This window comes from Shewanella eurypsychrophilus (genome assembly GCF_007004545.3).
GTDB classification, from domain to species: Bacteria; Pseudomonadota; Gammaproteobacteria; order Enterobacterales; family Shewanellaceae; genus Shewanella; species Shewanella eurypsychrophilus.
Genome location: NZ_CP045503.2, coordinates 2,117,530 through 2,144,072 on the forward strand (window position 1 = coordinate 2,117,530; position 26,543 = coordinate 2,144,072).

The window sequence follows — 26,543 nt, forward strand, 5'->3', positions numbered from 1 at the left end:
AAGCTCTATATTGACTGTCTTTGCATTAACTCATTAAATTATATACTTTCTATGTATCATCAAAATATTGTGAGGAGCGACATAATGGAATTGATATCGGCTAATAAAATTTGGGATAAAGCCCCTCATAATGCTTTTACCGATCTAGCTCGGTTTAACGGTGAACTTTACTTAGTGTTTCGTGAGGGATGCGAGCATGTATCAGCTGAAGGTCATTTACGATTATTGCGCTCCAATAATGAAGGTAAGAGCTGGCACTCAGCAGGTCTTTTTAAGTTAGCAGGTAGAGATCTACGGGATGGAAAGCTAGCTGTATTTAACGGTTAATTATTGATATTTGGTGCCGGACCGATAAGAGAACCGGAGCCCCAAGCACTTAGATCTTATGTTTGGCGTAGCGCTGATGGGACACAATGGGCTGATCCAGTGAAGATAGTAAAGGACAGTGAATGGCTATGGCGTATCACACCGTTTAAAAACAGTCTTTACGGAATTGCCTACTTCCCTCATGAGTTGGATGGCTATGTGGCGCCCTATCAAAGTTTAAATGGCATAGGTTATCAAGCTCTTGTCCCAAAATTAAATCAGGCTGGCTATGTTAATGAGTCGGGTTTGATTTTCGATAAACTTGGTCATTCTCATTGCTTACTCAGGCGGGATCCTGTTTTCGGGCCAGAACAAAATGCGTTGCTTGGTACTGCTCAGCCACCTTATATAGATTGGTGTTGGCAGGAGTTAGATAAGCGTATCGGTGGGCCGGTTAGCTTTTTTTATCAAGGAAGACATCTTGCCGTGGTGCGCTTATATGATGAGAAAGTAAGAACCTCTCTGGTTGAAATACATGAAGAGACTGGCGAGATCCAAGAATTACTCACATTACCTTCGGGAGGAGATACGAGTTATGCGGGGGTGATACTGGATGGTGACCTTTTGAAAGTGAGTTATTACTCCTCTCATGAGGGGAAGAGTGCTATCTACTTTGCAGTGATTAGCTTGTCAGCAGTAGCAGTATAAGGATGAGTTCCTAGTGTTGAAATTCTAGGAACTCATTTAAGCACTAAATTTAAGTCTATATTTTAAGCACTATATTTAAGCTCTATATTTAAGGACTATGTACAGAATTACTGAGCGCTAAGTTGCTGGCCATTTACACTGGCCGAATCATCACCCATCAGGTAAAGGTAAGTAGGCATAAGGTCTTCAGGCTCTTTAAGCGTACTAGGGTTCTCAGCAGGGTAAGCATTGGCACGCATAGCGGTACGAGTTGCACCTGGATTGATGCTGTTTACTCTCACATTGGACCCTTCATATTCATCGGCAATTGATTGCATCATGCCTTCTGTGGCGAACTTAGAAATTGCATATTCTCCCCAAAATGCACGGCCTTGGCGCCCAACGCCACTGGATGTGAAAACAAGGGAGGCAAGTGGTGCCTTTTTCATCACAGGTAGCAGGGCTTTAGTCATCATAATCTCAGCGATAACATTGATCTGCATGACCTCCTTTACCGAATCCATTGAGATGTGCTCAAACGGCCCTAATACACCGAGTTTACCTGCATTGTGGAGTAGACCGTCAAGGTGACCAAACTGCTCTTCGATAGTTTCAGCCATATCGATATAGTTTTGCTCAGTTGCACCCTGCAGATCTAACGGCACGATGGCAGGCTTTGGCGAACCCGCTTGCACAATGTGGTCGTATACAGCTTCCAGTTTTTTAACGGTTTTGCCTAGTAAGATAACCGTAGCGCCGTGTTTGGCGAAATGTATTGCAGCAGTGCGACCTATGCCGTCTCCCGCACCTGTTACTAAGATTGTTTTGTTAATAAGTAGATCTTTTGCAGCTTGATATTCCAACATGAGTCAATATTTCCTGTCGGCGGAAAACCCCGCCACCTCTAGAGTCACTGATGCGATAAACACTTGTTTTAAACAAATGATTAAGTATTGTTCGTATGATCACTGGCCTTGTGTGACAAAAATGTAGCTAAGTATATATTTTTACGTTAACTTGAGCTTAGGTAAGGGCTTAAAAAAGTCCTATTTGGTCACACGGTATTGCCTATTGTGACCAAATTTTTTGGGGAAAACAAAAATTATTACAACAAGATTTGGGGAACAAAGATGAAAAGACTCTTTTTGGGTGTTGCGATTGCCTCTGCGCTAGGACTTACAGCCTGTAGTGAAGATAGTGTTGATGAGCTAAAAGATAAGGTTGAGCCTCTGATCCCTGAGTCTCATATGGTGTTCGATCCAGCCAATGGTGCAGTTCCTTTGCCCAATGATTTGCTATTTAGTGGCACTCTGGATGGTACTATTCACATCCCAGGCGAAGCGCTAGATGGAAGCAGTGATTATAGCGATCCTTCTATGGCACTTGGTGCTCTCGATGGTTGGTCTACAACTGCGCCAATCTCTATTACTGTTGACCCAGCGACTGATCATGACGGCACAGTATTGAGTTTAGATGTTGCATCTGTTTATCAACCCGGCGCTGTCAGAGTTTTTGAAGCGACTGTCGGTGGTCCTCTATCTTCCGATCCAGAATGCGGTGCAAATCCATCGGCTTCTGCGTGTAAAGTGGGTGATGAACTGACTTTTGGTGTCGATTTTGTTTCCAAAGGTTCTGGCAATACCATCGCCATTGTCCCTTTGAAGCCGCTTAAAGCTGGCCAGTCATATATTTATACAACCACTAATTTAATTATGGACTCAGAGGGGCGACCCATCGCGCCTTCTAGCACCTATGGTCTTCTTAAGCTAGATATTGACACTCACCCACTTGAGACCCCTGATCAATTGATGTTGCAGACCTTAGTGAATAGCTACGAAAAAGGCATAGCAGCAGAACACGGAGTCGATACTGAGACCATTAGTTATGCGGGTCTGTTTACGACTCAATCAGTGGCAGATGTTTATGAAACAACCAAGCTATTGATGGTTGAGCCGGGTTCTCCCTATGCGCCTACTTTCTCTGTGGCGCCGACCCCATTAGGCTATACCGTCGCAATGGCAGCTGGACTGACTCCCGCCGATGGAATCGCTTATGCGCTAGCTGATATGGCAAACGTTTATGGCGCTGAGCTTACACTTCCAGTATTTGGTGATTGTTCGTCATCTGCTTGTTTAGATGAAAACATGCAGCCGACAATCAATGGCAGCTGGAAAGCATATGGTGATAGCCCTGTATCAGTGTTGTTAGCACTGCAAACTGGCACCATGAGTCAGGAAAACTATGGTATGCAAGCCATGGCATACGAAATTGATCCAGCAGCTGGTATTGCTAACCCTGCGCTTTTAGCCGGTAAAGCCTGGTTACTCGATGATGGCACAGCGGCCGATAAAGCTAAGCACTTGACCAAATTTAACCCTATTCCAGCAATTAAGGGCTATGAGAAGGTCCCCGTCTTTATTACATTGCCCGATGCTGCAAAACTGGCTGCCTTTAATGCTCAACAAGGCTTGCCATTTACTCCTCCGACAGCAGGTTGGCCAACCAATATTGCCTTACATGGTCTAGGCGGCGGTAAAGAAGCTGCTATGACATTTGCAGGAACTTATGCTGCTATGGGTATAGCAACGGTTGCAATTGATCATCCTCTGCATGGTGCACGCTCTTTCGATGCAAATGGTGATGGTGTCTATGAAATATCGGCATCAGCACCTGAGTTTGGTTATGCTGTTGGCACGCCAGAGGCATTCGTTAATGGTAATCCTTTAGCCTTTATAAACATCGCAAGTACGCTATCAACCCGTGATAACTTCCGCCAGAGCGTGGTCGATCACTTAGGTGTTCGTCTAGCACTGACAGGCTTATCAATGCAGTTAGCTCAGATGGAGCTTCCTCAGATTTTTGATATAGGCAAGATAAGCTCACAAGGGATCAGTCTTGGCGGGATTGTTAATACTAACTTTTCAGCTTATGCGAGCACAGGCTTAACGCATCCTGCAACAGGAACAGCATTGCCGAATGTCTATGCGCTAAATGCTTCATCGTTAGTCGCACCAGCTGGTGGTTTAGCTGGGGCTTTCGTTGGCTCGCCAACGTTCGCGCCTATGCTTGAAGAAAGCATTTTAGCCAGTGATTCATTCCAAGCGCTTGTCGATGAGGCTAATACCGCAGGATATGAGCCAGGCTCTGATGAGTATGCCGCTTTAGTTGCTGCAGTTTATGCTGAGTTTATTCCAACGTTTGCGTTTGCCGTACAAACTGCGATTGATAGTGCAGATCCTGTTAACCATGGCGCTATGCTAAAAGCGACGGGTCTTCCAGTGCACTTGATTGAAGTTGTTGGTGATGGAACAGATGAAAACAAGCCCGATCAGGTACTGCCTAACAGTGTTGAAGGCTTCCCTACATCAGGTACAGAACCGCTCATTGCAGCTTTAGGATTAGAGTGTATTGAGACAACAACGGCAAGTTCTGGTGCGGTTAGATTTACAGAAGGGCATCATAGCTCACTGACTGATCCAGCAGGAACGGCATCAACGGTAGAGATGCAGCAGCAAGTTGCAGCATTCGCGCTTACTGCAGGAAAAGGTTCGGCGACTATCTTGGTTGAGAATACCGATATTATTCAGCCTTGTGCCGTTCCAGCAGGCTAACACTTAATTAAAGATTAACTCTTGAAACCCAGCATTTGCTGGGTTTTTTATTGGCTTATTTGTTATTAGGTCAATGACTGATAGAATAACGCCAATTTGCATTAAAGATAAAATTAAGCCGGAGTAGACTTTGGAATTTTTGTACGAGTATGGACTATTTTTTGCTAAAGCAATTACCATAGTGTTGTCGATTATCGCTGTTGTTATTCTAGTACTTGCCTCTGCTGTAAAGCAAAAAGGTGAGAAAGGTGAGTTGAGGTTAACTAACTTATCTGAAGAGCTTCAAAACCTAAAGCATGATCTCAAAGAAGAGCTACTCAGTAAGAAACAGTTCAAAGCTTATGAAAAACAGTTGAAAGCTGATGAGAAAGCAAAAGAGAAAGCTGAAAAAGAGCAGACGGAAGATATCCTAGAGCCTAAGGTATTTGTGGTCGACTTTAAAGGCAGTATCGATGCAGCTGAGGTGGCGTCACTTCGTGAAGAGATCAGCGCGATTATTGCTATTGCTGAAAAGGGTGATGAAGTCATCGTCAACGTTGAGAGTGGTGGCGGTATGGTCCATGGTTATGGACTCGCTTCAAGTCAGCTCGATAGGCTACGTCAGGCTGATATCCCACTGACTATTTGTGTTGATAAAGTGGCTGCCAGTGGGGGGTATATGATGGCCTGTGTGGCGAACAAAGTTTATGCCGCACCGTTTGCAATTGTGGGATCTATAGGTGTTGTAGCCCAAATTCCTAATTTTCATAAATTGCTTAAAAAGCACGATATCGATTATGAGCAGCATACGGCAGGTGACTTTAAACGTACGTTAACCTTGTTTGGTGAAAACACCGATGAAGGTCGTGAGAAGTTTCAAAAAGAGCTTGAAGAAACCCATGTGTTGTTCAAAGAGTTTATTGCTAAATATCGTCCAGAGTTAGATCTTGAGAAGGTGGCTACTGGTGAACATTGGTATGGACAGCAAGCGATCGAGTTAGGTTTAGTCGATGAAATTTCGACCAGCGATGATGTGATTATGAAGCTAGCGAAAGAGAAAACTGTCATTAAAGTGCGTTATCAGCTCAAGAAAAAGTTTGCTGATAAAATTGCGCATGCAGCTTCGCTGTCATTCAATGGTATCTTCAATAAGCTTGCAGAGAAGAATCAACCGCTAGGCTGATTTTGTGCACAATGAACTGCAAACATTAAAAAAGCCTGCTAAATGCAGGCTTTTTATTGACTGTAGAAAATATGACTAGTGGGTTAATCTCAGTTCATGCCTATGTTCGTGAGCATAACTTTCGGCACATAGGGCGCATCTCTGTTCCACAGGATCTAAAATTAAACGCTCTGGTTCAATTTCGCTTTCGCAATCCGAGCAAAGCCCATAAAGACCAATATCGAGTTGACAAAATGCGGCATCAAGTTTGGTTAGTTGACTAAAAAGAGGATGGTCACTTAGGGCGGCATTAGTGAGCAGAGCAATGAGCTCACAAAGATTAGTGCCTTGCGAGTCAATGCCGATCTGCTTACGTTCCGCAAGCTGACCAATCTCTATCCTTAGATTAGTTTCTATTTTTGACAATTCATGTCTAATTTGCGGGTGACTCACGAGAAAAGACCTCTTTATTAATTTAGCTATTTAGTCTAAACCGATGCAGAGATACCGCTATGACTAAGATCAAAAACTGAGTCATATTTAATGTTTAAATCAGCAGGATGTCACTGGGATCAGGAAGTTTTGTCTATTTTTTAATGGAGGTACGACCAGCAAGGTGATTCTTGCTGATTTCAGCATACTTTAGATTCATGTTAGTGGATTAAACTTGAGCTTTGAGCAAGGTGAGGATATCTGGCGTTTTCTTTAATACCCTGACTTGAACAAAAAGTTCATCAGCTTGACTGTATTGCTTGGCAATAAATTTGAGCCATTGCTTAATTCGAGCTGGATAATATTTCTCTTTTTCACTGACTATTTCATATTCAGAATATTGTAAAAGTAGCTGTAACACTTTGGCCCATGGCATTTTAGCTTGATCGCCTTTGATCACATGGGCTAAGTTGGGAACGGCTAAGGCACCACGACCTATCATCACATCATCACATTGACTGACTTGTTGACATTTAAGGTAATCTTCTCGGCTCCACACCTCACCATTTGCGATCACAGGCATTGCAACTGACGATTTTATCTTTTGGATATACAGCCAATGTGCAGGGGGCTTATAGCCTTCTTCCTTGGTTCTTGCATGCACGGTCAACTCAGTCGCACCTGCGGCTTCAATAGCCTGAGCAATCTCAACACAGCGACTCTTATCATCCCATCCTAAACGGATTTTTGCCGATACGGGGAATTTTTCATCTACAGCTTCGCGCACAGCTTTCACCACTTTGTAAATGGTTTCAGGCTGTTTGAGCATTGCCGCACCCCCATTACTACGATTTACCATAGGTGCCGGACAGCCAAAGTTTAAATCAACGCCAAGGGAGCCAAGTTCAATCGCTCTTATCGCATTTTCAGCCATCCATTGAGGATGCTGACCTAAAAGTTGTAATCGTACCGGAGTGCCAGACAGCGTTTTACTCTCATTCGCTAGCTCAGCACATAGACGATAAAATACTTTTTCAGGCAAGAGCTGATCAACCACACGAATAAATTCACTGATCACCAGATCGTAGCCGCCAACACCGGTTAATAGTGCTCGCATCGGCGCATCGGCGACGCCTTCCATAGGGGCAAGTATTACACGCATATTTTCGCTCTTGTCAGTGTTAAAAGTGTAGTTAGCTATTTTGAGTCTAATCTAGTAGGGCTAAGAGCTTTAAATCAAAGTGATTGTTTAGCCGACGTCTGCTTCAAACCAAAATTCAGTTCTGAGTCTGTACAGGAATAGGGTTGTTGGAACACCATTCAGTACTTAAATTACCCGCTACCTCTAGGCGGGCAGCATTTTAACTCATGATGAGGACTAATTCAAAACTAGTATATGACAATCATTCAAACCTAGTTTCAGAGCCTTTATATTTGAATTTTATCTTTTATTTCAAATGAGATTAGTTGCGATTTGTCACTTTATGGGTCATAAATGTGATGTTGGTAAAAAAAATGAAATAAGTTTGCGCTAGGTCAGGTCTACTTATGCAAGCCAGCTGATATGCAGTTTGGTTGGTAACCTAAACTACTTTATTGATTTGAAAGGAATACATTATGAATTTAGTTAAAAAGACTGCTTTAGCTGCTGCGTTAGGTACTGTTGTTATCGGTTCTGCTTTTGCTGCTGAAGTGCAAGCGAATCCATTTGGCTTTAGCCAGATGGAAGCTGGTTATCAACTTGTCGACGGAGAAGGCAAGTGTGGTGGCGATATGAAGAAGGGCAAAGAAGGTAAATGTGGCGAAGGTAAGTGTGGCGGCGACATGAAGAAAGCCTCAGAAGGCAAATGTGGCGGTGACATGAAGAAGGGTAAAGAGGGCAAATGCGGTGAAGGTAAGTGTGGCGGCGACATGAAGAAAGCCTCAGAAGGCAAGTGTGGCGGTGACATGAAGAAAGGTAAAGAGGGCAAGTGTGGTGAAGGCAAATGTGGCGGCGACATGAAGAAGGCCAAAGAGGGTAAATGTGGCGGCGACATGAAGAAGGCTAAAGAGGGTAAATGTGGCGGCGACATGAAGAAAGGCAAAGAAGGTAAGTGTGGCGGCGACATGTAATAGCTGACATTATTATTTAGGCTGAGCCTAACAATGATGATTAATTAAGGCCGGTATATACTGGCCTTAATTGTATTTATACAGGTAATAGGTATTTTTATCTTGGCGGTGAACAATCTGCAATGGCCGAGTGAAGTAGAAAAGATTGGGGAGTGGATATGACACATCAAGCCAGAGTTGGCTTAGGGCTAAGGCGTGAAATGTTGGATGAGTTTTGCACTTCAGTCCCGGATGCTATCGATTTCTTTGAGGTTGCGCCGGAAAATTGGATGACCTTAGGGGGAAAGTATGGACGACAGTTTAGTCAACTTACTGAGCAGAGGCCTTTTTTTTGCCATGGGTTATCTTTGTCCATTGGTGGGCCTTCGCCATTAGACGTTGAGTTTGTCAAAAATGTGAAAACCTTTCTGGATGAGCACAATATTGAGCTTTATTCCGAGCATTTAAGCTATTGTTCTGGATCGGGTCACATGTATGACCTGATGCCCATTCCATTTACTCAAGAAGCGGTTAAGCATGTTGCTCAGCGAATTAAACTAGTCGAAGATATTATTGAGCGACCACTGATCCTCGAGAACGTTTCATTTTATGCCGCTCCAGGTGCTGAGATGACTGAGTTGGAGTTTGTTAATGCGGTGCTCAGTGAAGCGGACTGTAAGCTGTTACTCGATGTTAATAACATCTATGTCAATTCAATAAATCATCAATATGATGCTAATGCATTTTTAAGAGCTATGCCTACGGAACGAGTCGCTTATCTTCATATTGCGGGGCATTATGAAGAAGCTGAAGATATTATTGTCGATACTCATGGTGCGGATATTGTCTCACCCGTGTGGGATTTACTAAAGACGTGTTATGAGGTGCACGGTGTGCATTCGACCTTGTTAGAAAGAGATTTTAATATTCCCGAAACTCAGGTTCTGCTTCAAGAAATTGACAAAATTCATCAATACCAACATCTCAATCAGACTCGATTATCCAGGAGTGCATAATGAATTTTGATGTGATTCAACAATCGTTTATTGATTATATTAAACAGCCGTCTCGGCCTCTTCCACAGGGAACAGAAGCGCGGCGGATGAAAATATATCGGGATCTATTTTTTAATAATATTAATGGTTTTGTGACCAGTGCATTCCCGGTGCTAAAAAGCCTTTATGCTGAAGATGACTGGCTAGCCTTAGTGCAAAACTTTTTTTTGAACCATGACTGTGAAACACCGATATTTATTGAAATCGCACAAGAGTTTGTTGTTTTCCTGCAAACAGAGTACGAATTTAAGCAAGGTGAGCCCAAGTTTATTATTGAACTTGCTCATTATGAATATATGGAATTAGTGGTCGCTGTCGCCAAAGACAATTTCGACCATCAGCCTTTAGGGCTTGATATAAAACAAGCGGGACTCTGTTTATCCGATACGGCTAGAGTCTTGCAGTACAGTTATGATGTACAAAGAATATCGGAAGAGTATCAACCTGATGAACCCGCTCAAAGCCCACAACTCTTTTGCTTATATCGCGATACAGAAGATGAAGTGATTTTTTTACAGTTAAATCCCTTAACTGCCCAAGTATTAGGTTTTATCTCACAGCATGAAAGTGTCTATTTTGATGAGCTATTTAACTGGCTTAAACAGACTTACCCTCAGATGGATGAAAATGATTTGATTCAAGGCTGTTGCCAAATGTTAGCTGAATTAGGGGCTAAAGGAGTGATAAAACACTATAAACCTCTTTGATTAGCCTTTGTCTCATGTTTGGTCATTACAGCCAAAAGTAAATTTATGGTAAATAGTCGCTTCCTAAATAGAGAACATCTCTCTATAATGTCGCCAAAAATTGATCTAGATCAATAAAATTGAGTGAGGAAGTTATGAGTCAGCCGTTTAAAGATCCGTTTAATATCATCTATTTCATTGGTTTCATCCTAGTCTTGATGATCCCAACGCTGCCAGCAACCTTATCTTGGTTGAAAATTGCTGGGCTTATTTAATCGGTCGTTCTTGTATCAAAGGAAGCTAGATACCTGTGATTTGATTGGGTAGACTAACCACTCTCTATGAGTGGTTTTTTGTGTCTGGAACACTTATGCAATATTTCTTAAAGAGGCCACGGGTCCATGATGTTCCTGACATCAGTTGGACATTCCCTACGTCCATGTAGGTCAAGGGAAGAATATTGCTTTGTGTCTATTTCTATTTAATTGGTTCAGTAAGGGTGTTATGGCACTAAAACGTGGTTTTTATTTAGTCTGTGGTCTATGCAGTTTGGCATTAGGTTTATTGGGGATCCCGCTTCCTATACTACCTACAGTTCCTTTTATCTTGCTTGCTGCATTTTGCTTTGCCCGTTCTAGTGACCGGTTGCATCATTGGTTGATGACGCACCCTTGGTTTTCTGAAGCCTTGAATGATTGGGATAAAAATAGAGGGATCCGTAAAGGGTTAAAGAAAAAAGCTTATGTTGTCAGTGGGTTAAGCTTTGGCGTGAGCATTGCTGTCGTACCGCTTTTATGGGTTAAAGTCATGTTAGTCTGCTGTGCCATTGGCTTAGGGTTTTACTTATGGCGTATTCCAGAACTTGAAGATTGACACGCCTCATTCAAACATAATTTAAATATTCCTTTTAACATCGAACTCAATGTCTTTGATATACAAAAAATGGTTGAAATGTGACTCGATCCCCCATTTCTTGTTGTATAGATCGCTCTGATTGTTGCAACTGAGGGGAAAGAGACATAAGCTTTAGCCGAAAATTTTTAGGCTGGTGATTCAATTCCAGCGAAACCAAAAGATGATTGCCCATGAATAACGACAGCTTAGCCTTGATAAAACAGAGCATAAAAACCATTCCAGATTACCCTAAAGCAGGGATACTCTTCAGAGACGTGACAAGCTTGCTTGAAACCCCTGTAGCTTATAAAGCCACTATCGACTTATTGGTTGAAGAGTACAAAGCACAAGGGTTCACCAAAATTGTTGGTACTGAAGCCCGTGGCTTTCTGTTCGGAGCGCCGTTAGCATTAGAATTGGGCGTCGGCTTTGTGCCTGTACGTAAGCCGGGCAAGTTACCACGCGCAACGATTTCAGAAAGTTATGATCTTGAGTATGGACAAGATGTACTTGAGATCCACACCGATGCCATTACAGCTGATGATAAAGTGCTAGTGGTTGATGACCTGCTTGCAACTGGTGGCACGATTGAAGCGACCGTAAAGCTTATTCGTCGTCTCGGCGGCGCAGTAAACCATGCAGCGTTTGTTATTTCACTACCAGATCTCGGTGGCGAGAAGAAATTGGAAGCAATGGATCTTGAATTGGTTAAACTTTGTGTGTTTGAAGGCGAATAAGGTCAACGGGTAAATTTGCTACTCACTGAGTAAACCATCGAGTAAACCATGCAGCGTTTGTCATTTCGCAACTAGATCTTTAGTGGCGAGAAGAAATTGGAAGCAATGGATCTTGAATTGGTTAAACTTTGTGTGTTTGAAGGCGAATAATCAGCCGTAAAAATGCTCCTCTGTAGCACCTTTTAACATGACATGTTATTGTGCAGATTACTGAGGAGCGTGCTCCCGAAATTTTAAATGACACTTTGGGGAGTTCCATGTCATATCAGGTGTTGGCCAGAAAATGGCGCCCTGCCACCTTTGAGCAAATGGTTGGTCAGTCTCATGTTTTACATGCTTTAACCAACGCGCTTTCTCAACAAAGATTACATCATGCCTATCTTTTTTCTGGGACCCGAGGTGTCGGAAAAACAAGTTTAGCTCGACTTTTTGCCAAGGGGTTAAATTGTGAACAAGGCGTGACTGCGTCACCCTGTGGTCAATGCTCAAGTTGTGTCGAAATTGCCGAAGGCCGATTTATCGATCTTATTGAAGTCGATGCTGCATCTAGAACAAAAGTCGATGATACCCGAGAGTTACTCGATAATGTGCAGTATCGTCCAAGTCGTGGCCGTTATAAGGTATACCTCATTGATGAAGTGCATATGCTGTCTCGCAGCAGTTTTAATGCCTTATTAAAGACGCTAGAAGAACCGCCTGAGCATGTGAAGTTTTTACTTGCGACTACCGACCCACAGCGTTTGCCTGTTACGGTATTGTCACGTTGTCTGCAATTTAATCTTAAAAGTCTGACGCAAGATGAAATCACTGCACAGCTGTCTCATATACTGACTCAAGAAAAACTCAGCTTTGAAAACGCAGCCTTAACGCTATTAGCTAAAGCAGCCAATGGCAGCATGCGTGACGGCTTGAGCTTAACTGACCAAGCCATTGCATATGGTGCTGGTCAGGTTTTATTACAGCAAGTTCAAACCATGCTAGGCAGTATTGATGATCAACATGTTATCCGTCTATTCAATACCTTAGTCCAAGGTGAAATTGAAAGCTTGATGCATGTGATAGAACAAATTTTGTCTTTTGGCGCCGATCCTGAAGAAGTGCTGAGAAGTCTGCTTGAGCTCTTACATCAAATTACTCTAAGTCAGTTTGCACCAGCCGCAGCGCAGCTTTCAATATACAGCGAGCAGATTAAAGCCTTTGCCGAGCAATTGAGCCCGGAGCAAGTGCAGCTTTATTATCAACTGTTATTGGCGGGCAGGAAAGATCTGCCTCATGCACCAGATCCTAAATCGGGTCTCGAAATGGCACTATTAAGAGCCGTTTCATTTGTCCCTGAAGTGCCTGTGACGCGTTGGGTGGTTGATAAGCCTGCCAAAGTGTCATTGCCTGAAATCGTTGCCGCTCCACAGAGCCAAGACCATCCAGCCAAGGTTCAGCAAGCTAAGGTTCAGCAAGCTAAGGTTCAGCAAGCTAAAGTTCAGCAAACTAAGGCGCTGCCCCAGCTGTCAGAACAAGTTCAAGCAGATGAAGCAGATGAAGCAGATGAAGCAGATGATGGCAGCGATGATTTGTTGGCGCTTAATAGCGAACAAGCTCTCATTGTAAGTCAAGCTTCGAGCCAAGGCATGGAGCAAAGTTTGGTGAGTGAGTCACACTCGCCAGACTCAGGAACACTGCTAACTCCTGAACGAGAGTTACCAGACAATCAAGAATTACCGGTTCAAGCAGAAGCTAAGACTGAGCAGGTTAGTACTGAAAGCATCGATTGTGAACAATTGGCTCAGGATGCTGCTTATGATGCTCAATATGGTTCTGCGCAAGATGAAGACCCAGTCGTTGACGACTATTTGCCCTTTGATAGTTTACCCGCCTCTGAAGCGCCTGTGATTAATGCGCTTGAGGCTGAAGCTCCAATGATTTCAGGGGCTGAAATGCAGGTTCAAGTAAGCGAGTCAGTAAGTGGGGCAGCAAGCTTACCTGTTGAAGATGATATTTTAGATGCGGTACTTGCAGCTCGTGATTCACTCTTAACTGACTTGGCTAATCAGCCTGAGGAGAGTGCTGGAAAAAAGCCTGAAGCGGGGCGTAAGGAGTTTGTCGCTCCTAAACGAACGCCTATGACGCAAGGTGATGACGGCCTTTCCACTGATGCTGCAGGTATGTCAGCAGACGCTGTTGAAACGAATATTGCTGCAGGGAACAGTCAACAAAGAGGCCGTGACAATAGTCGTACAGACAGCAACGAGATAGAGGATAGGCCTCCTTGGGAAGAGCCTGTTGAGAGCCTAGTATCTGAGCAGAGCACTCTTGATTCCGAGCATGTTTCTGAGCATGTTTCCGAACATGCATCCAAGCAGAGCACTGTGACTGATGAGCCTACTCAAATGAGTGACTCATCAGCAATTATGCAAGTGCCACAAGTTATTCCACCAAGTGACATGCAAGTTGAGCCGTACGAGGTGTTGCCTCCTCTTGGGGAAGGCGAGGTGACGGGCAATGAGGTCGATCTCAAATGGTATCGATTGATGTCGGCCATCGATGTCGGTGGCCGAGTGCGTCAGTTAGCGGTTAATTCTGTCTGTCATGAATTTACTGATCCTCTGAATTTATTGCTGAAACCTAACCAGAAGCATTTAGCTGCTGAAGTGGCAATTGTACAGTTAGAAGAAGCACTTTCCCGCGCACTGGAGAGTGACAATAAGGTTAATATTACGGTGGGTGTAGATAAACAGAGAGAAACACCTCTTGAAATTCGTCAACGTTTTCACCGTGAGATACAAGCGCAGGCTCATCAAGGGTTAATATCGGATAGCAATATCCAATGGTTGATGAACCAAATGGGCGCAGAGTTAGCAGCCGATAGCTTAAGTTATGCTCCTGAGCTGTTGAGTTTAAAAGGAAATACCATTGAGCTCATTGATAAGACGAACTTTAAGTCGTTATCTTAGTCATAACTTTGTACGGCTTTGATTGATTATCAGCGTTTTTTAAGTAAGATGAGCCAACTTTATTCGACCCTTAATTGAAGAGAAATAGATATGTTTGGAAAAGGCGGTATGGGTAACCTGATGAAGCAGGCCCAGCAGATGCAAGATAAAATGGCCAAGGCGCAAGAAGAGATCGCGCGTATGGAAGTCACCGGTGAATCTGGTGCTGGTCTTGTAAAAGTAACCATGACAGGTTCTCACAGTGTGCGTAAAGTGGATATCGATCCAAGCCTGTTAGAAGATGAGAAAGAGATGCTAGAAGATCTAATCGCTGCAGCATGTAATGATGCCGCACGCCGAGTTGAAGAGACCCAAAAAGAGAGAATGGCTGAAGTGACTGGCGGTATGCAGTTACCACCAGGCATGAAGATGCCGTTCTAATTTAGAGTATTACTAGATAATGAAATTTAGTCCCCTGGTTGATGAGTTGATCCAAGCGCTGAAGTGTTTACCTGGCGTCGGCCCTAAATCCGCTCAGCGTATGGCGTTTCAGTTATTAGAGCGAGATAGAAAAGCGGGCCAGTCGCTGGGGCAAGCTCTGTCTAAGGCCATGAGCGATGTGGGACATTGTCATTCATGTCGTACATTCACCGAAGAGGTCCATTGCCCGATTTGTGCAAGCAATAAGCGTGGGCAGTCTCAGGTTATCTGTGTCGTAGAGACACCAGCCGATGTACTGGCTATTGAAGCTGGAGGTCATTTCTTTGGACGTTATTTCGTTCTTCTAGGCCATTTATCTCCTCTTGATGGTGTCGGACCGGAGGAGCTAGGTTTAGCATTATTGGAAGAGCATTTGGCTTCGGGCGAAGTCTCTGAGTTAATCTTAGCGACTAACCCGACGGTAGAAGGGGATGCAACGGCCCATTTTATTGCTGATATGGCTAAAACTCATGAGGTTGTGGTGAGTCGAATCGCACACGGTGTGCCTGTCGGTGGTGAGCTTGAGTATGTCGATAGCACGACATTAGCCTTGTCATTTAACGGACGCCTGCCATTGTAAATGTGATTTTGCTTATTTGGGTTTTACTTATTTAAAGCCTGAATGTTAACGCCTGAATGAAAAGTCGAATTGAAAATCCAGTCATTGCTCGCGCAAGACTGGATTTTTTTTAGCCATTTAAATCATAGATGGCTTTTGTCCCTTGAAATGACAAATTCCAACCCCATCTCTTATTGCATAAAGCATTTTAGCTTCGCAACACAGCTTATCTTCATAAAGAATGTAAACTTTGTGAAATACCAAAAGGAACAATCCATGTCACAACAAGAAACTCACGGCTTTCAAACGGAAGTCAAACAGCTCCTCAATTTGATGATCCACTCTCTATATTCTAATAAAGAGATTTTCTTGCGTGAACTGGTTTCTAATGCCGCGGATGCAGCAGATAAATTACGCTATCAAGCACTTACTAATGATGCCCTCTACGAAGGTGATGGTGAGCTGAATGTGCGTATCAGTGCCGATAAAGAGCTAGGTACTATCACTATTAGCGATAATGGTATTGGTATGACCCGCGACGGTGTGATTGAGCATTTAGGCACAATCGCTAAATCGGGTACAGCAGACTTCTTTAAGAACCTTTCCGGTGATGAATCAAAGGATACGCAACTTATCGGTCAGTTTGGTGTGGGTTTCTATTCATCTTTCATCGTTGCCGATAAGGTCACGGTACGCACTCGTGCTGCAGGCCATGCTGTCGATGAAGCTGTGTTGTGGGAGTCGGCGGGTGAAGGTGACTTTACCGTAGAAACGATAACTAAAGAGACTCGTGGTACAGAAATCGTATTGCACCTTCGTGAAGAAGAGAAAGAGTTTGCCGATGACTATCGTCTGCGCTCGATTATCACTAAGTACTCAGATCATATTTCAGTTCCAGTTGAGATGTTCGAAGAGGGAACGCCTGCGATAGAGGCGTCTGATGATCAAGAAGCCGTTGCGGCAGTCGAAGGCTCTTGGAAGCCTATGAATAAGGCAACCGCTCTTTGGACTCGCAATAAGAGCGATATATCTAAAGAAGAGTATGAAGAGTTCTATAAGCATATTTCTCATGACTTTACCGATCCGCTACTTTGGAGCCACAACCGCGTTGAAGGTAAGCAAGAATACACAAGCTTACTGTATATCCCAGCTAAAGCACCTTGGGATATGTGGAACCGCGATCGTAAGCATGGCTTAAAGTTATTTGTTCAACGTGTTTTCGTTATGGATGATGCTGAGCAGTTTATGCCTAGCTACCTGCGTTTTGCTCAAGGCTTGATTGATTCAAATGATCTGCCATTGAACGTGTCTCGTGAAATTCTACAAGACAATAAAGTGACCACAGCACTGAGAACGGCTGTGACCAAGCGTGTACTTGGCATGCTTGAGAAGCTTGCTAAAAATGATGCAGAGAAGTACCAGACATTCTGGGCAGAGTTCGGTCAGGTGCTAAAGGAAGGCCCTGCAGAAGATATGGTCAATAAAGAACGTATTGCTGGTCTGTTACGTTTTGCATCTACACATAATACCGATGCTGCACCGACAGTGTCTCTTGCTGATTACATTGGTCGTATGCAGGAAGGCCAAAGTAAGATTTATTACATTGTTGCTGATAGCCATGAAGCGGCGGCAAATAGCCCGCATCTTGAGCTGCTACGCAAGAAAGGCATCGAAGTATTATTGATGTCTGAGCGTATCGATGAGTGGTTGATCAACCATCTTACTGATTTCGATGGCAAGCAACTGCACTCTGTGACTCGTGGCGATTTAGAGCTAGGCGATCTAGAAGATACTGCTGAGAAAGAAGCGCAAGAGAAGTTGCAAACTGAGTCTGAAGGCCTAGTTAAGCGAGTAAAGGATTCATTGGGCGATAAAGTGTCTGCAGTGAAAGTGACGACTCGTCTAACCGATACACCTGCTTGTGTTGTGGCGGGTGAAGGTGAAATGTCGACTCAGATGATCAAGTTAATGGAGGCTGCTGGTCAGGCTGTACCAGAAAGTAAGCCTACATTTGAGATTAACCCTGAGCATCCTTTGGTTGCACGTCTGAACGATGAGCAAGATGAGGAAGTGTTTGCTCAGTGGACCGAGTTATTGCTGCAACAGGCTCAGTTATCAGAGAAAGGCAGTCTTGCAGATCCTTCTGCCTTCATCAAACTGATGAATCAGATGTTGTTGGCTAAACTTAAGTAATAAGTAACTGTAATATAAGAAGGCAGGGCATCTAGTAGCACATAGTGACATTAGGGCTCTGCCTTTTTTATATCAACAGTTTTAGTTTGCTTCTCTCAATATGAATACCAAAGGTATCATTGAGAAGTAACACCAGTTTGTAAAATAGTGGGTTTGTTATGGAAACTGTTCTAGAGCTGACAAAAGAAAATATTCAGCAAGTTGTCGATGCATCGGCTGAGAAAATCGTTGTACTTTGCTTCTGGTCAAGTCAGAACCCTGAGAGTGTTGCTTTAAGTCAAACCTTGACCGCTATGGCGCAAAAACAGATGGGTCGTTTTGTGTTGGCGAAGATAGATTGTGATCATGAAATGGAAATTGCCAATTATTTCCAAATTCAGAGTTTGCCAACAACATTACTATTGAGCGAGGGCAAGCCGATAGACGGCTTTTCCGGTGTTCAGGAAGAGATTCAGATCAGTGAAATGCTGGATAAACACCTCCCTGCCCAGTGGCAACTCAAGCTTAATCAGGCAAAAGCACTGCTTATTGATGAGGATTTTCAATCGGCATTGGTCTTATTAAAAGACGCCTATGGTGATTCACCAAATGCTGAGATTGCCTTGGTATATGCCGATGCAGAATTGATGGCGGGTGAGCTTAATTTAGCTGCAGAGCTACTCGCGACGGTAGGGCTTGCTGATCAAACGAGTTATTTTCAAAGTTTAAAGGCCAAGCTTGCTTTAGCACTTGATGCTGCCGATACCCCAGAGCTTCGCCTGCTGCAACAGGCCAGTGACAATGAGCCGAATAATATCTCATTACTGTTAGATTTGGTAAAAGCTCTGCACCAAGCGAAGAGAAATGAAGAGGCATTGGAGCTGTTATTTAAGCCACTATCGACTGATATTTCAATTGCAGACGGTGAAGTGAAACAAGTTTTCTTAGAAATTCTGACTGCATTAGGTCAGGGCAATCAGCTGGCAAATCAATACCGTCGTAAGTTATACAGTTTATTATATTAACATCGATATTGAATTTGGTTGAAAAGTTAAACACGGCCAAAGAAGAAATCGTTTAATGGTTAATCACCTGTGTCTATCAGGCTAAAGTCGAACTAAAACTAACTGAAAACCCCTTCTAATGGGCGGCCAATTGTGCGAAAATCGCCGCCCAATGATAAAACTATGTGAAATAAGAGGACTCTCGAGATGCGCATCATGTTATTAGGTGCCCCAGGTGCCGGTAAAGGTACACAGGCCCAGTTCATCATGGAAAAGTACGGTATTCCACAAATTTCAACTGGCGATATGCTGCGTGCAGCAGTTAAAGCTGGAACGCCTCTTGGCATAGAAGCTAAGAAAGTGATGGATGCTGGTCAGTTGGTCTCAGATGAGCTCATCATTGGCTTAGTTAAAGAGCGTATAGCACAAGATGATTGCGCTAAAGGTTTCTTGCTAGATGGTTTCCCACGTACAATCCCACAAGCTGACGCTATGACTGAAAGTGGCGTTAATATTGATCATGTTGTCGAGATTGACGTGCCTGATGAAGATATCGTTAAGCGCATGGCTGGTCGTCGTGTTCACCCAGGTTCTGGGCGTGTTTATCATATCGTTTTCAATCAGCCTAAAGTTGAAGGTAAAGATGATGTGACTGGTGATGATTTAACTATTCGTCCAGATGATGAAGAAGCGACGGTTCGAAAGCGTCTAGAAATCTACCATGAGCAGACTAAGCCGCTAGTTGAGTATTACGGTAAAGTTGCTGCATCAGGTCAAGCGAGTTACAACAAGTTTGATGGCACACAGAGTGTTGCCGCCGTTAGCGAAGAAATTGTTGCAGCGTTAAGCTAAAGTCTGAAACCCTTCAGTATATGAGCTAGTTCTCATATTTTTAAAAGCTCACCTAGGTGGGCTTTTTTTATGGGTTTTTGAATGTTAGCCTTTGTGAAGCATTTAGATATTATAAGAGAGTGGTTTTGAGCAAAACAACCCCAGCATTTGGTGTGCTTCTGGTTAATTTAGGGACGCCAGATACAGCAACGAAAAAAGATGTACGTTCATTTCTAAAACAGTTCCTTAGTGATCCTAGAGTGGTCGATCTTAACCCTCTGATCTGGAAGCCTGTATTAAATGGTGTGATTTTAAATTTTCGTCCGGCCAAGGTCGCTGAGCTGTATGAATCAATTTGGTGGGATGACGGTTCACCTTTAATGGTAGTGAGTCAACGCCAAAGGGTTAAGCTGTCACAGATGCTGCAAAAACAGCTAGGGCAAGCTATTCCCGTTGAACTTGGAATGACTTATGGCAACCCTTCACTAGGTGCAGGTCTTGAAAGACTCAAGTCTCAAGGCGTTGAGAAAGTGATTGTTCTGCCTCTTTATCCACAATATTCTTGTTCAACGGTTGCGGCTGTAACAGATGCCATCGCAGCTGAGTACAAAAGTTGGCGAGAAGTCCCAGAAACTCGCATTAATAAAGAATACTACAATCACCCTCAGTATATCTCTTCGCTAGCCAGTTCAGTCAGAGCACATTGGGACAAATTTGGCCAGGCAGATAAACTTTTGATGTCATTTCATGGGATCCCACTTAGATACGTGACAGAAGGTGATCCTTACCAAGATCATTGTGAGCAGACCTCGCAGTTACTTGCTCAAGCACTTGGGCTTAACGAAACACAATGGCAATTATGCTATCAATCCATTTTCGGTAAAGAGGAGTGGCTGACACCGCAAACAGATAAAGTGCTAAAGGCCTTACCGGTCGATGGCGTTAAGTCTGTGGATATTATCAGTCCGGCTTTTGCTGCAGATTGTCTAGAAACTCTTGAAGAGCTGTCTATTGGTGGCAAAGAGATGTTTTTAGAAGCCGGGGGGGAGCGTTATGAGTTTATTCCATGCCTGAACGATAATGATGATCATGTCGAGCTTTTAGTTCAGCTGGTGAAACAGCAAAGTCTAGGCTGGCAGTAGATTTATACAGCCAGTGCTTAAATTTTATCTGCTTGACAATGAAGAGCAATTAAAACGAGCAAAAATGGCTTTATCTGCTGTTGAATACCACTGCATGTGGTAGTATCTGCCGCCATTTATATTGGCTCTAGTCTTTTAGGGCCAATAAATTTGAACTATATTCCCACTATAGCTGATGATATCGAGTCAGCCCGTTAAGTTGCCAATTGTTGAGAGCACGCCATGAAGTTTCCAGGTCAACGTAAGTCCAAACACTATTTTCCCGTCCAAAACCGTGACCCGTTATTGGCACAGCTAACGCAGCAGCCGCTTCGCTTTCCGACTTACATTACTGGTATCGACCAGACTCTCGTGGATATTGAGGCTAAAGTTGCTGATGAGTTGCTTGAGCGCTTCAAGCTTCCGAAAGGTAACTCGACCCTGATCGATGATGAGAGTGCTCACGCCCTGTACAATGAGCTGAAAAATGAAAAAATGATCAGTGACGAATTTGCCGGTGGAACTATAGGCAATACGGTTCATAACTACTCTATTTTAGCGGATGATCGTTCGGTGCTGTTCGGTGTTATGAGTAACAACATTGAAGTTGGCAGCTATGCTTACCGGTATTTGTGTGACACGTCTTCGAAAGTAGATCTTAATTATTTACAACCAGTAGAAGGCGCTATTGGCCGTTGTTTTACACTTATCTCTGAATGCGGTGAACGAACTTTTGCTATCAGTAAAGGCTCTATGGATAAGTTAACCCCTGAGTATATTGATAAAGATTTAGTCCAAGGCGCATCGGCGTTAGTACTGACCGCTTACCTGATGAGAGCCAGTGGTGGCGATCAGATGACTGAAGCAGCCTTAAAGGCCATTGAATATGCTAAAGAGGTCGGTGTCCCCGTCGTACTGACTCTTGGAACACGATTTTTGATCGAAGAAGATCCAGAGTGGTGGAAGAACTTCATCAATGAAAATGTGACGATTTTAGCGATGAATGAAGATGAAGGTGAAGCCCTTACTGGTTTTAAAGACCCGCTTGCCGCAAGTGATGCTGCGTTAGAACTTTGTGACATGGTGCTAACCACAGCTGGTTCATTAGGCCTTTATACTGCGGGTTATACTGAAGATTCAGAGAAGCGAGAAACCAGTAATACTTTCCTCCCAGGCGCAATTCCTGAGTTTAATCGCTATGAGTTTTCTCGTCCTAAACTTAAGAGTGCCTGCGATTCTCCGATAAAAGTGTTTGCACATATCTCACCCTATATGGGCGGACCAGAGAAGATCCGCAATACTAATGGTGCGGGAGATGGTGCCCTATCTGCGCTACTCCATGATCTGGCGTCCAATACTTTCCATAAGGCGAATGTGCCTGGTTCGAGTAAACATAAGCGTGATGGTTTGTGTTATTCATCGTTCTCGCAGATATGTAAATATGCTAACCGTGTAGCCTATGAAGTGTTAGCTCAGCACAGCCCACGCCTATCTCGTGGTTTACCAGAACGTGAAGATAGTTTAGAAGAGTCATACTGGGAAAGATAAATCTCGTCATAACCAGACATAAAAAAAAGCGTCCATTTGGACGCTTTTTTGTGTCTGGAACATTTCGTAGGGTTTATAACCGATGCGCCTAAGCGCATCGATATATGAAACCTTAAGCTTCCTGTCCTTTTACCTGTGCAGTGAAACTACCGGCTGTTTTACCTGCCTGAGTATCGTTGAAGGTTTCTATATCGAACGCCCCTTCAGATTTTGCAATAATGACAGTCGCGACCGAATCACCAGTGACATTGACCGCTGTGCGGACCATATCTAGCAGTCTATCTACGCCGATGATCAACGCAATACCTTCAACAGGCAGACCCACTTGATTAAGTACCATGGCTAACATAATAAGCCCGACACCAGGGACACCAGCAGTTCCTATCGATGCAAGTGTGGCAGTAATGACGACCATGGCATAATCGGTGATGGTTAAATCAACACCATAAACTTGAGCAATAAATACCGTGGCGACACCTTGCATTATCGCCGTGCCATCCATATTAATGGTCGCGCCCAGAGGTAAAGTAAACGAGGCAACTTTGTTATCAACACCTAATCGATGCTCTGCAGCTTCAATTGTCACTGGAAGTGTCGCATTTGAGCTTGCTGTGCTGAAAGCAAATAGCTGAACATCACGCATTTTTCTAATGAAGATAAACGGGTTTAGACCAGAGAAGAGTTTCAATAACGTTGGGTAAACGACAAAGCCATGAAGCAGTAAAACGCCTAACACGACAAAGAAGTATTGAACCACGCTACCAAACGTTTCAAGTCCCAAAGTTAATGCCAGTTTTGCCATTAAAGCAAACACACCATAGGGTGCAAGCTGCATGATGAGTGTCACTACACGCATGATCACTTCGTTAAGGTCGTTAAACAGCGCTGCAACACGTTTTCCGCGTTCGCCAATATGTGAGATAGCAAAACCAAAAATAACCGCAAACAGGATGATTTGGAGCATGTTGCCCTCACTCATCGCTTGCAGTGGGTTGGTCGGCACGATATTGATGATCACCTCAGCCAAACTCGGCGCTTCGGTTGCGTTGAAACTTAAGCCTTCGCTCACTAGTGATGCGTTGCCTGGATGGATCATAATCGCGACTAAGATTGCTGTAGATAATGCAATGGCCGTGGTAAATAGATAGAAGGCGATGGTTTTACCGCCGAGTCGACCTAGCTTAGATGGATCGCTGAGTGAACATGTGCCGCAGACCAGTGAAATAAACACTAAAGGTACGACCAACATTTTAAGTCCGGAAACGAATATGGTTCCGATTACGTGTAAAAATCCTTCAGTGATATATTCGTCGATGAATGTGCTTTCGGGAAAAAGGTTCCGTAGCAGTAATCCAAAAATAATACCGGTACCCATACCGATTAGGATTTTACTCGTGAGTCCGAGCTTTTTTGCTTGAGTTAAAGCCATAGTGCTTCCTGTATAATTATTATGCTTTTCAATTTGCGATGTAAGCCTATCAAGAAACGTAGACCGATGAAACGGGCTAATAGTTAAACTTTTAGCGTGTTTTCGCAAAATAAATCAAGATAGTTATGGAAAAGTAGCAGGAAAATTATGTAATGTTGGCCTATAAGTAATAAGCGCCTCGCTAAAAATTACATATTGAGTAACAGGGAGTCTGGCATGAAGTCAGTTTACAAGTTTTTTATCGTATTTTTATGGTCGTTTTTCATGGTTGCCTGTAGTGGTGGAGGAGATATTGCGGATCCACTCGATCCCGATCCTACTCCAGATGAGATCACAGTTAGCTTAAGCATCAATAATACTCAAATATCGGCTGCAGAGCCGGGAACTATCACAGCAACAGTTAAGAATTCCTCAGGGAATGCAGTCAGCACTCTCGTTACTTTTACATTAAATAATGAATCTTATGGTACTTTCGCTCCAGGTACTGGTGAGGTTGCCACTGTCAATGGTATTGCGGAAATACAAATCAATACCGCTGAAATCAATACTGGTGCAACGGTAACTGCAAATATCTCGACCGGCGAGACAGCTTCAATACAGGTCACTATGGTTGGCGATGGCGGCCAAGCTGGAGGTGGCGCTCAAGTTTCCTTGGCATTAACCGATGCTGCGGGCATACCCATTCAATCGATCAGTACCTTATCTCCTGGTAAGTTAACCGCGACGGTAACGGGAATTAATAAATCCGTGATTGTAACTTTCGCTAGCCCAATTGGTGATCTACCCATTAAAAGTGCGGTAACTGATGCAGAAGGTAAAGCTACTGTTGATATCTATGCGGGTAGTTCATTAGGTGCCGCTGAAGTTACTGCGACCTTATCGACTAATGAAGTTGGCACAACAATCATAGTTGTTGGTGCCACTAACGTTGTGATGGGCAGTGGTACTCCCTTGGTCGAAGGTGTTGCAGATGTGAGCACCGAAAACTTATCAGCAGGCGGTACAGCAACGATTTCTGTACTCATTCAAGATGACCAAGGTAATCCGTTTACTCAGCCTGTGGATGTGAATTTCTCATCAACCTGTGCAACTAAAGACCCAGCTCAGGCGCAAATCAGTTCACCAGTCTCATCTAGTAATGGTATTGCAACCTCAACGTATCTCGCTCAAGGCTGCGTGGGTGAAGACCAAATCAATGTGACCGCCGATGCAGGTGGTATCAGTCTTTCTGCTGTGGGTATTATCAATGTATTACAGGCCGATGTAGGCAGTATTGTATTTGTTTCTGCTGAGCCAGAAAATATTGGTATCTTAGGTACCGGTGGCATTGAATCATCGATAGTTAAATTCAAGGTACTCGATAAGAATAGTAACCCAGTGAGTAATCAAAACGTGTTGTTTGAACTCAATACTGGCATTGGCGGAGTGGCAATTAGTCCAGTAGAAGCGACTACCAATAATGAAGGTATAGTACAAACTGTGGTGACCACAGGTACAGTGGCGACTTCTGTAAGAGTCACTGCTACCGTTGATGATGATTCAACGCCGGCTATATCGAGTCAGTCTAAGCAGTTAATAATCTCGACGGGTATTCCGGATCAAGACAGCTTCTCATTATCTGCAGAAGTGCTAAATGCAGAAGGTTGGAACCGTGATGGCACCGAGGTAATGGTAACGGCTCGAATGGCTGATTCGTTTAATAACCCTGTTCCAGATGGCACTACGGTTTCATTTACCACCGAAGGTGGTGCGATTGAAGATGCCTGTCAAACCGTCAATGGCGCATGTTCTGTTAAATGGACCAGTCAGCTAGCAAGGCCTGTGGGTGAGCAGTTAATAGATGAAACTGGAATTCAAATTCGTAACCCGAGAGCTGACTTAGAATGTAATGTACTTAAAGTAAATAATACTGATTCAGGTGTTTGTGTTACTAACGATGATACACAAACTCGCATTTACGGTAACTTTTACGGGCAACAATATGGTGGCCGCGCTACGATTACTGCCACTGCAATTGGTGAAGAATCATTTCCTGACCTAAACGGTAACGGTCGGTTTGATGCAAGTGAAATGTCTGAGTTTTTAACCGGCAGAGATGTGACTGGTGAATCATTCGATCTTAATGATGCTTTTAATGATTACAACGAAGATACAGTATTTAATCCACAACCTGATGGGCAGTTAATCGGTCACGTAGGGGGAGCATTAGAGGAACTTGTCGACTTCAATTCAAACGGGGTATTTGATCTTAAAGATGGTTTATACAATGGTGTCTTGTGTTCAACACCTGCGCACGCTGGTTGTGCTGACGGTATTGCAGACTCAAAATCATTATATGTTCGCAGAAGTTTGACTATGGTGATGTCTGGCAGCAAAGCTTTTGGAACTATGTATTCAGCTATATTAATAGATGATATAGATGAATGGCATTTTGCTGGAACGCCTAGGACTGATCCGGTGGTGGATAAAGGCGATATAATTATTGTAGGCAAGGGCTCAGCATCAGTAATATTTACTCTCTCAGATATCCATAATCAGCAGATGCCAGCGGGAAGTAAAGTCACATTTACCGCAACAGCAGGCTCAGTGGTTAGTGGAACTGAATGGATCTGGCCAAGTAGTAACTATAATGGTGGCGAACAGATTTCAGTTACTTTTAAGGGGGAGGATGAACCCAATTCTGGTACTTTCCTCGTTCATGTTGAAACTCCAAATGGTGTTATTACAGAAGTTGTTTCATTAAGCATACAGATTAAGTAACAGAGTTTTATTTAGATTAAAGTGAGCAACAAAAAACCCAAGATAAAAATCTTGGGTTTTTTTATTCATTGC

22 protein-coding genes are annotated in these 26,543 nt (G+C 43.5%); 18 read left to right on the plus strand and 4 right to left on the minus strand.

Features of this window, described 5'->3' with window-relative positions:
* Window positions 1-84: 84 nt before the first annotated feature.
* The gene (locus FM038_RS08890) at window positions 85-327 is read left to right on the plus strand and encodes a hypothetical protein (RefSeq protein ID WP_223293031.1); all 243 of its coding nucleotides are present in this window, start codon (window positions 85-87) and stop codon (window positions 325-327) included.
* Window positions 328-426: 99 nt separating this feature from the next.
* Window positions 427-1,014 (plus strand): hypothetical protein, encoded by a 588-nt coding sequence (locus tag FM038_RS08895; RefSeq protein WP_223293032.1) that lies wholly within the window; start codon window positions 427-429, stop codon window positions 1,012-1,014.
* A 107-nt stretch (window positions 1,015-1,121) separates the two neighbouring features.
* On the opposite strand, the gene FM038_RS08900 is transcribed toward FM038_RS08895, so the two are convergent.
* Window positions 1,122-1,859, minus strand: a complete 738-nt coding sequence (locus FM038_RS08900) for a YciK family oxidoreductase (RefSeq protein ID WP_142870376.1) — start codon at window positions 1,857-1,859, stop codon at window positions 1,122-1,124.
* Between the two features lie 264 nt (window positions 1,860-2,123).
* Between FM038_RS08900 and FM038_RS08905 the strand changes: the two genes are divergently transcribed.
* The gene (locus tag FM038_RS08905; protein WP_142870377.1) at window positions 2,124-4,604 is read left to right on the plus strand and encodes a VolA/Pla-1 family phospholipase; all 2,481 of its coding nucleotides are present in this window, start codon (window positions 2,124-2,126) and stop codon (window positions 4,602-4,604) included.
* 130 nt (window positions 4,605-4,734) lie between these two features.
* Window positions 4,735-5,766, plus strand: coding sequence for a protease SohB (gene sohB, locus FM038_RS08910; RefSeq protein ID WP_195873232.1), 1,032 nt, complete (start codon window positions 4,735-4,737; stop codon window positions 5,764-5,766).
* A 75-nt stretch (window positions 5,767-5,841) separates the two neighbouring features.
* Here the strand turns inward: sohB and FM038_RS08915 are convergent, their stop codons facing one another.
* On the minus strand, window positions 5,842-6,198 hold the full coding sequence (locus tag FM038_RS08915; RefSeq protein ID WP_142870378.1) for a TraR/DksA C4-type zinc finger protein: 357 nt from the start codon (window positions 6,196-6,198) through the stop codon (window positions 5,842-5,844).
* A gap of 208 nt (window positions 6,199-6,406) precedes the next feature.
* Window positions 6,407-7,339, minus strand: a complete 933-nt coding sequence (gene dusC / locus FM038_RS08920) for a tRNA dihydrouridine(16) synthase DusC (RefSeq protein ID WP_142870379.1) — start codon at window positions 7,337-7,339, stop codon at window positions 6,407-6,409.
* Between the two features lie 455 nt (window positions 7,340-7,794).
* Between dusC and FM038_RS08925 the strand changes: the two genes are divergently transcribed.
* From FM038_RS08925 to FM038_RS08990, 13 genes are all read left to right on the plus strand, one after another.
* Window positions 7,795-8,289, plus strand: a complete 495-nt coding sequence (locus FM038_RS08925) for an HvfA family oxazolone/thioamide-modified RiPP metallophore (RefSeq protein ID WP_142870380.1) — start codon at window positions 7,795-7,797, stop codon at window positions 8,287-8,289.
* Window positions 8,290-8,447: 158 nt separating this feature from the next.
* Window positions 8,448-9,284, plus strand: a complete 837-nt coding sequence (locus FM038_RS08930) for an HvfB family MNIO-type RiPP peptide maturase (RefSeq protein WP_142870381.1) — start codon at window positions 8,448-8,450, stop codon at window positions 9,282-9,284.
* Complete coding sequence (locus tag FM038_RS08935; RefSeq protein WP_142870382.1) at window positions 9,284-10,030, plus strand: HvfC family RiPP maturation protein; 747 nt, start codon at window positions 9,284-9,286, stop codon at window positions 10,028-10,030. Before FM038_RS08930 ends, FM038_RS08935 begins: the two co-directional genes overlap by 1 nt.
* A gap of 483 nt (window positions 10,031-10,513) precedes the next feature.
* Window positions 10,514-10,882 carry a YbaN family protein gene (locus FM038_RS08940; RefSeq protein WP_142870384.1) on the plus strand — a complete coding sequence of 123 codons (369 nt, stop codon included), beginning with the start codon at window positions 10,514-10,516 and terminating at the stop codon, window positions 10,880-10,882.
* A 206-nt stretch (window positions 10,883-11,088) separates the two neighbouring features.
* Window positions 11,089-11,640 carry an adenine phosphoribosyltransferase gene (apt, locus tag FM038_RS08945; RefSeq protein WP_142870385.1) on the plus strand — a complete coding sequence of 184 codons (552 nt, stop codon included), beginning with the start codon at window positions 11,089-11,091 and terminating at the stop codon, window positions 11,638-11,640.
* A gap of 257 nt (window positions 11,641-11,897) precedes the next feature.
* Window positions 11,898-14,588, plus strand: a complete 2,691-nt coding sequence (gene dnaX / locus FM038_RS08955) for a DNA polymerase III subunit gamma/tau (RefSeq protein WP_142870386.1) — start codon at window positions 11,898-11,900, stop codon at window positions 14,586-14,588.
* A gap of 90 nt (window positions 14,589-14,678) precedes the next feature.
* Entirely contained in the window at window positions 14,679-15,008 is a 330-nt protein-coding gene (locus FM038_RS08960) for a YbaB/EbfC family nucleoid-associated protein (RefSeq protein WP_142870387.1), read from the plus strand.
* Window positions 15,009-15,027: 19 nt separating this feature from the next.
* On the plus strand, window positions 15,028-15,627 hold the full coding sequence (gene recR, locus FM038_RS08965; protein WP_142870388.1) for a recombination mediator RecR: 600 nt from the start codon (window positions 15,028-15,030) through the stop codon (window positions 15,625-15,627).
* 255 nt (window positions 15,628-15,882) lie between these two features.
* Window positions 15,883-17,799: a molecular chaperone HtpG gene (gene htpG, locus FM038_RS08970; protein ID WP_142870389.1), complete on the plus strand. Its 1,917-nt coding sequence runs from the start codon at window positions 15,883-15,885 to the stop codon at window positions 17,797-17,799.
* A gap of 158 nt (window positions 17,800-17,957) precedes the next feature.
* On the plus strand, window positions 17,958-18,803 hold the full coding sequence (locus tag FM038_RS08975) for a co-chaperone YbbN (RefSeq protein WP_142870390.1): 846 nt from the start codon (window positions 17,958-17,960) through the stop codon (window positions 18,801-18,803).
* Between the two features lie 186 nt (window positions 18,804-18,989).
* Window positions 18,990-19,634: an adenylate kinase gene (adk, locus tag FM038_RS08980; RefSeq protein WP_142870391.1), complete on the plus strand. Its 645-nt coding sequence runs from the start codon at window positions 18,990-18,992 to the stop codon at window positions 19,632-19,634.
* Window positions 19,635-19,759: 125 nt separating this feature from the next.
* Window positions 19,760-20,755 carry a ferrochelatase gene (gene hemH / locus FM038_RS08985; RefSeq protein WP_195873233.1) on the plus strand — a complete coding sequence of 332 codons (996 nt, stop codon included), beginning with the start codon at window positions 19,760-19,762 and terminating at the stop codon, window positions 20,753-20,755.
* Window positions 20,756-20,977: 222 nt separating this feature from the next.
* Entirely contained in the window at window positions 20,978-22,282 is a 1,305-nt protein-coding gene (locus FM038_RS08990; protein WP_142870392.1) for an inosine/guanosine kinase, read from the plus strand.
* Between the two features lie 112 nt (window positions 22,283-22,394).
* On the opposite strand, the gene FM038_RS08995 is transcribed toward FM038_RS08990, so the two are convergent.
* Window positions 22,395-23,711: a dicarboxylate/amino acid:cation symporter gene (locus FM038_RS08995; RefSeq protein WP_142870393.1), complete on the minus strand. Its 1,317-nt coding sequence runs from the start codon at window positions 23,709-23,711 to the stop codon at window positions 22,395-22,397.
* A 216-nt stretch (window positions 23,712-23,927) separates the two neighbouring features.
* On the opposite strand from FM038_RS08995, the gene FM038_RS09000 reads away from it, so the two are divergent.
* Window positions 23,928-26,471 (plus strand): Ig-like domain-containing protein, encoded by a 2,544-nt coding sequence (locus tag FM038_RS09000; protein ID WP_142870394.1) that lies wholly within the window; start codon window positions 23,928-23,930, stop codon window positions 26,469-26,471.
* The last annotated feature ends 72 nt before the right edge of the window (window positions 26,472-26,543 follow it).

What these genes read in the sequence shown, in the direction of transcription:
- FM038_RS08890 (WP_223293031.1), top strand. Translation starts at nt 85, where the DNA reads ATGGAATTGATATCGGCTAATAAAATTTGGGATAAAGCCCCTCATAAT.
- FM038_RS08900 (WP_142870376.1), bottom strand. Translation starts at nt 1,859, where the DNA reads ATGTTGGAATATCAAGCTGCAAAAGATCTACTTATTAACAAAACAATC.
- FM038_RS08905 (WP_142870377.1), top strand. Translation starts at nt 2,124, where the DNA reads ATGAAAAGACTCTTTTTGGGTGTTGCGATTGCCTCTGCGCTAGGACTT.
- dusC (WP_142870379.1), bottom strand. Translation starts at nt 7,339, where the DNA reads ATGCGTGTAATACTTGCCCCTATGGAAGGCGTCGCCGATGCGCCGATG.
- FM038_RS08925 (WP_142870380.1), top strand. Translation starts at nt 7,795, where the DNA reads ATGAATTTAGTTAAAAAGACTGCTTTAGCTGCTGCGTTAGGTACTGTT.
- FM038_RS08930 (WP_142870381.1), top strand. Translation starts at nt 8,448, where the DNA reads ATGACACATCAAGCCAGAGTTGGCTTAGGGCTAAGGCGTGAAATGTTG.
- FM038_RS08935 (WP_142870382.1), top strand. Translation starts at nt 9,284, where the DNA reads ATGAATTTTGATGTGATTCAACAATCGTTTATTGATTATATTAAACAG.
- FM038_RS08940 (WP_142870384.1), top strand. Translation starts at nt 10,514, where the DNA reads ATGGCACTAAAACGTGGTTTTTATTTAGTCTGTGGTCTATGCAGTTTG.
- dnaX (WP_142870386.1), top strand. Translation starts at nt 11,898, where the DNA reads ATGTCATATCAGGTGTTGGCCAGAAAATGGCGCCCTGCCACCTTTGAG.
- FM038_RS08960 (WP_142870387.1), top strand. Translation starts at nt 14,679, where the DNA reads ATGTTTGGAAAAGGCGGTATGGGTAACCTGATGAAGCAGGCCCAGCAG.
- recR (WP_142870388.1), top strand. Translation starts at nt 15,028, where the DNA reads ATGAAATTTAGTCCCCTGGTTGATGAGTTGATCCAAGCGCTGAAGTGT.
- htpG (WP_142870389.1), top strand. Translation starts at nt 15,883, where the DNA reads ATGTCACAACAAGAAACTCACGGCTTTCAAACGGAAGTCAAACAGCTC.
- FM038_RS08975 (WP_142870390.1), top strand. Translation starts at nt 17,958, where the DNA reads ATGGAAACTGTTCTAGAGCTGACAAAAGAAAATATTCAGCAAGTTGTC.
- adk (WP_142870391.1), top strand. Translation starts at nt 18,990, where the DNA reads ATGCGCATCATGTTATTAGGTGCCCCAGGTGCCGGTAAAGGTACACAG.
- FM038_RS08990 (WP_142870392.1), top strand. Translation starts at nt 20,978, where the DNA reads ATGAAGTTTCCAGGTCAACGTAAGTCCAAACACTATTTTCCCGTCCAA.
- FM038_RS08995 (WP_142870393.1), bottom strand. Translation starts at nt 23,711, where the DNA reads ATGGCTTTAACTCAAGCAAAAAAGCTCGGACTCACGAGTAAAATCCTA.
- FM038_RS09000 (WP_142870394.1), top strand. Translation starts at nt 23,928, where the DNA reads ATGAAGTCAGTTTACAAGTTTTTTATCGTATTTTTATGGTCGTTTTTC.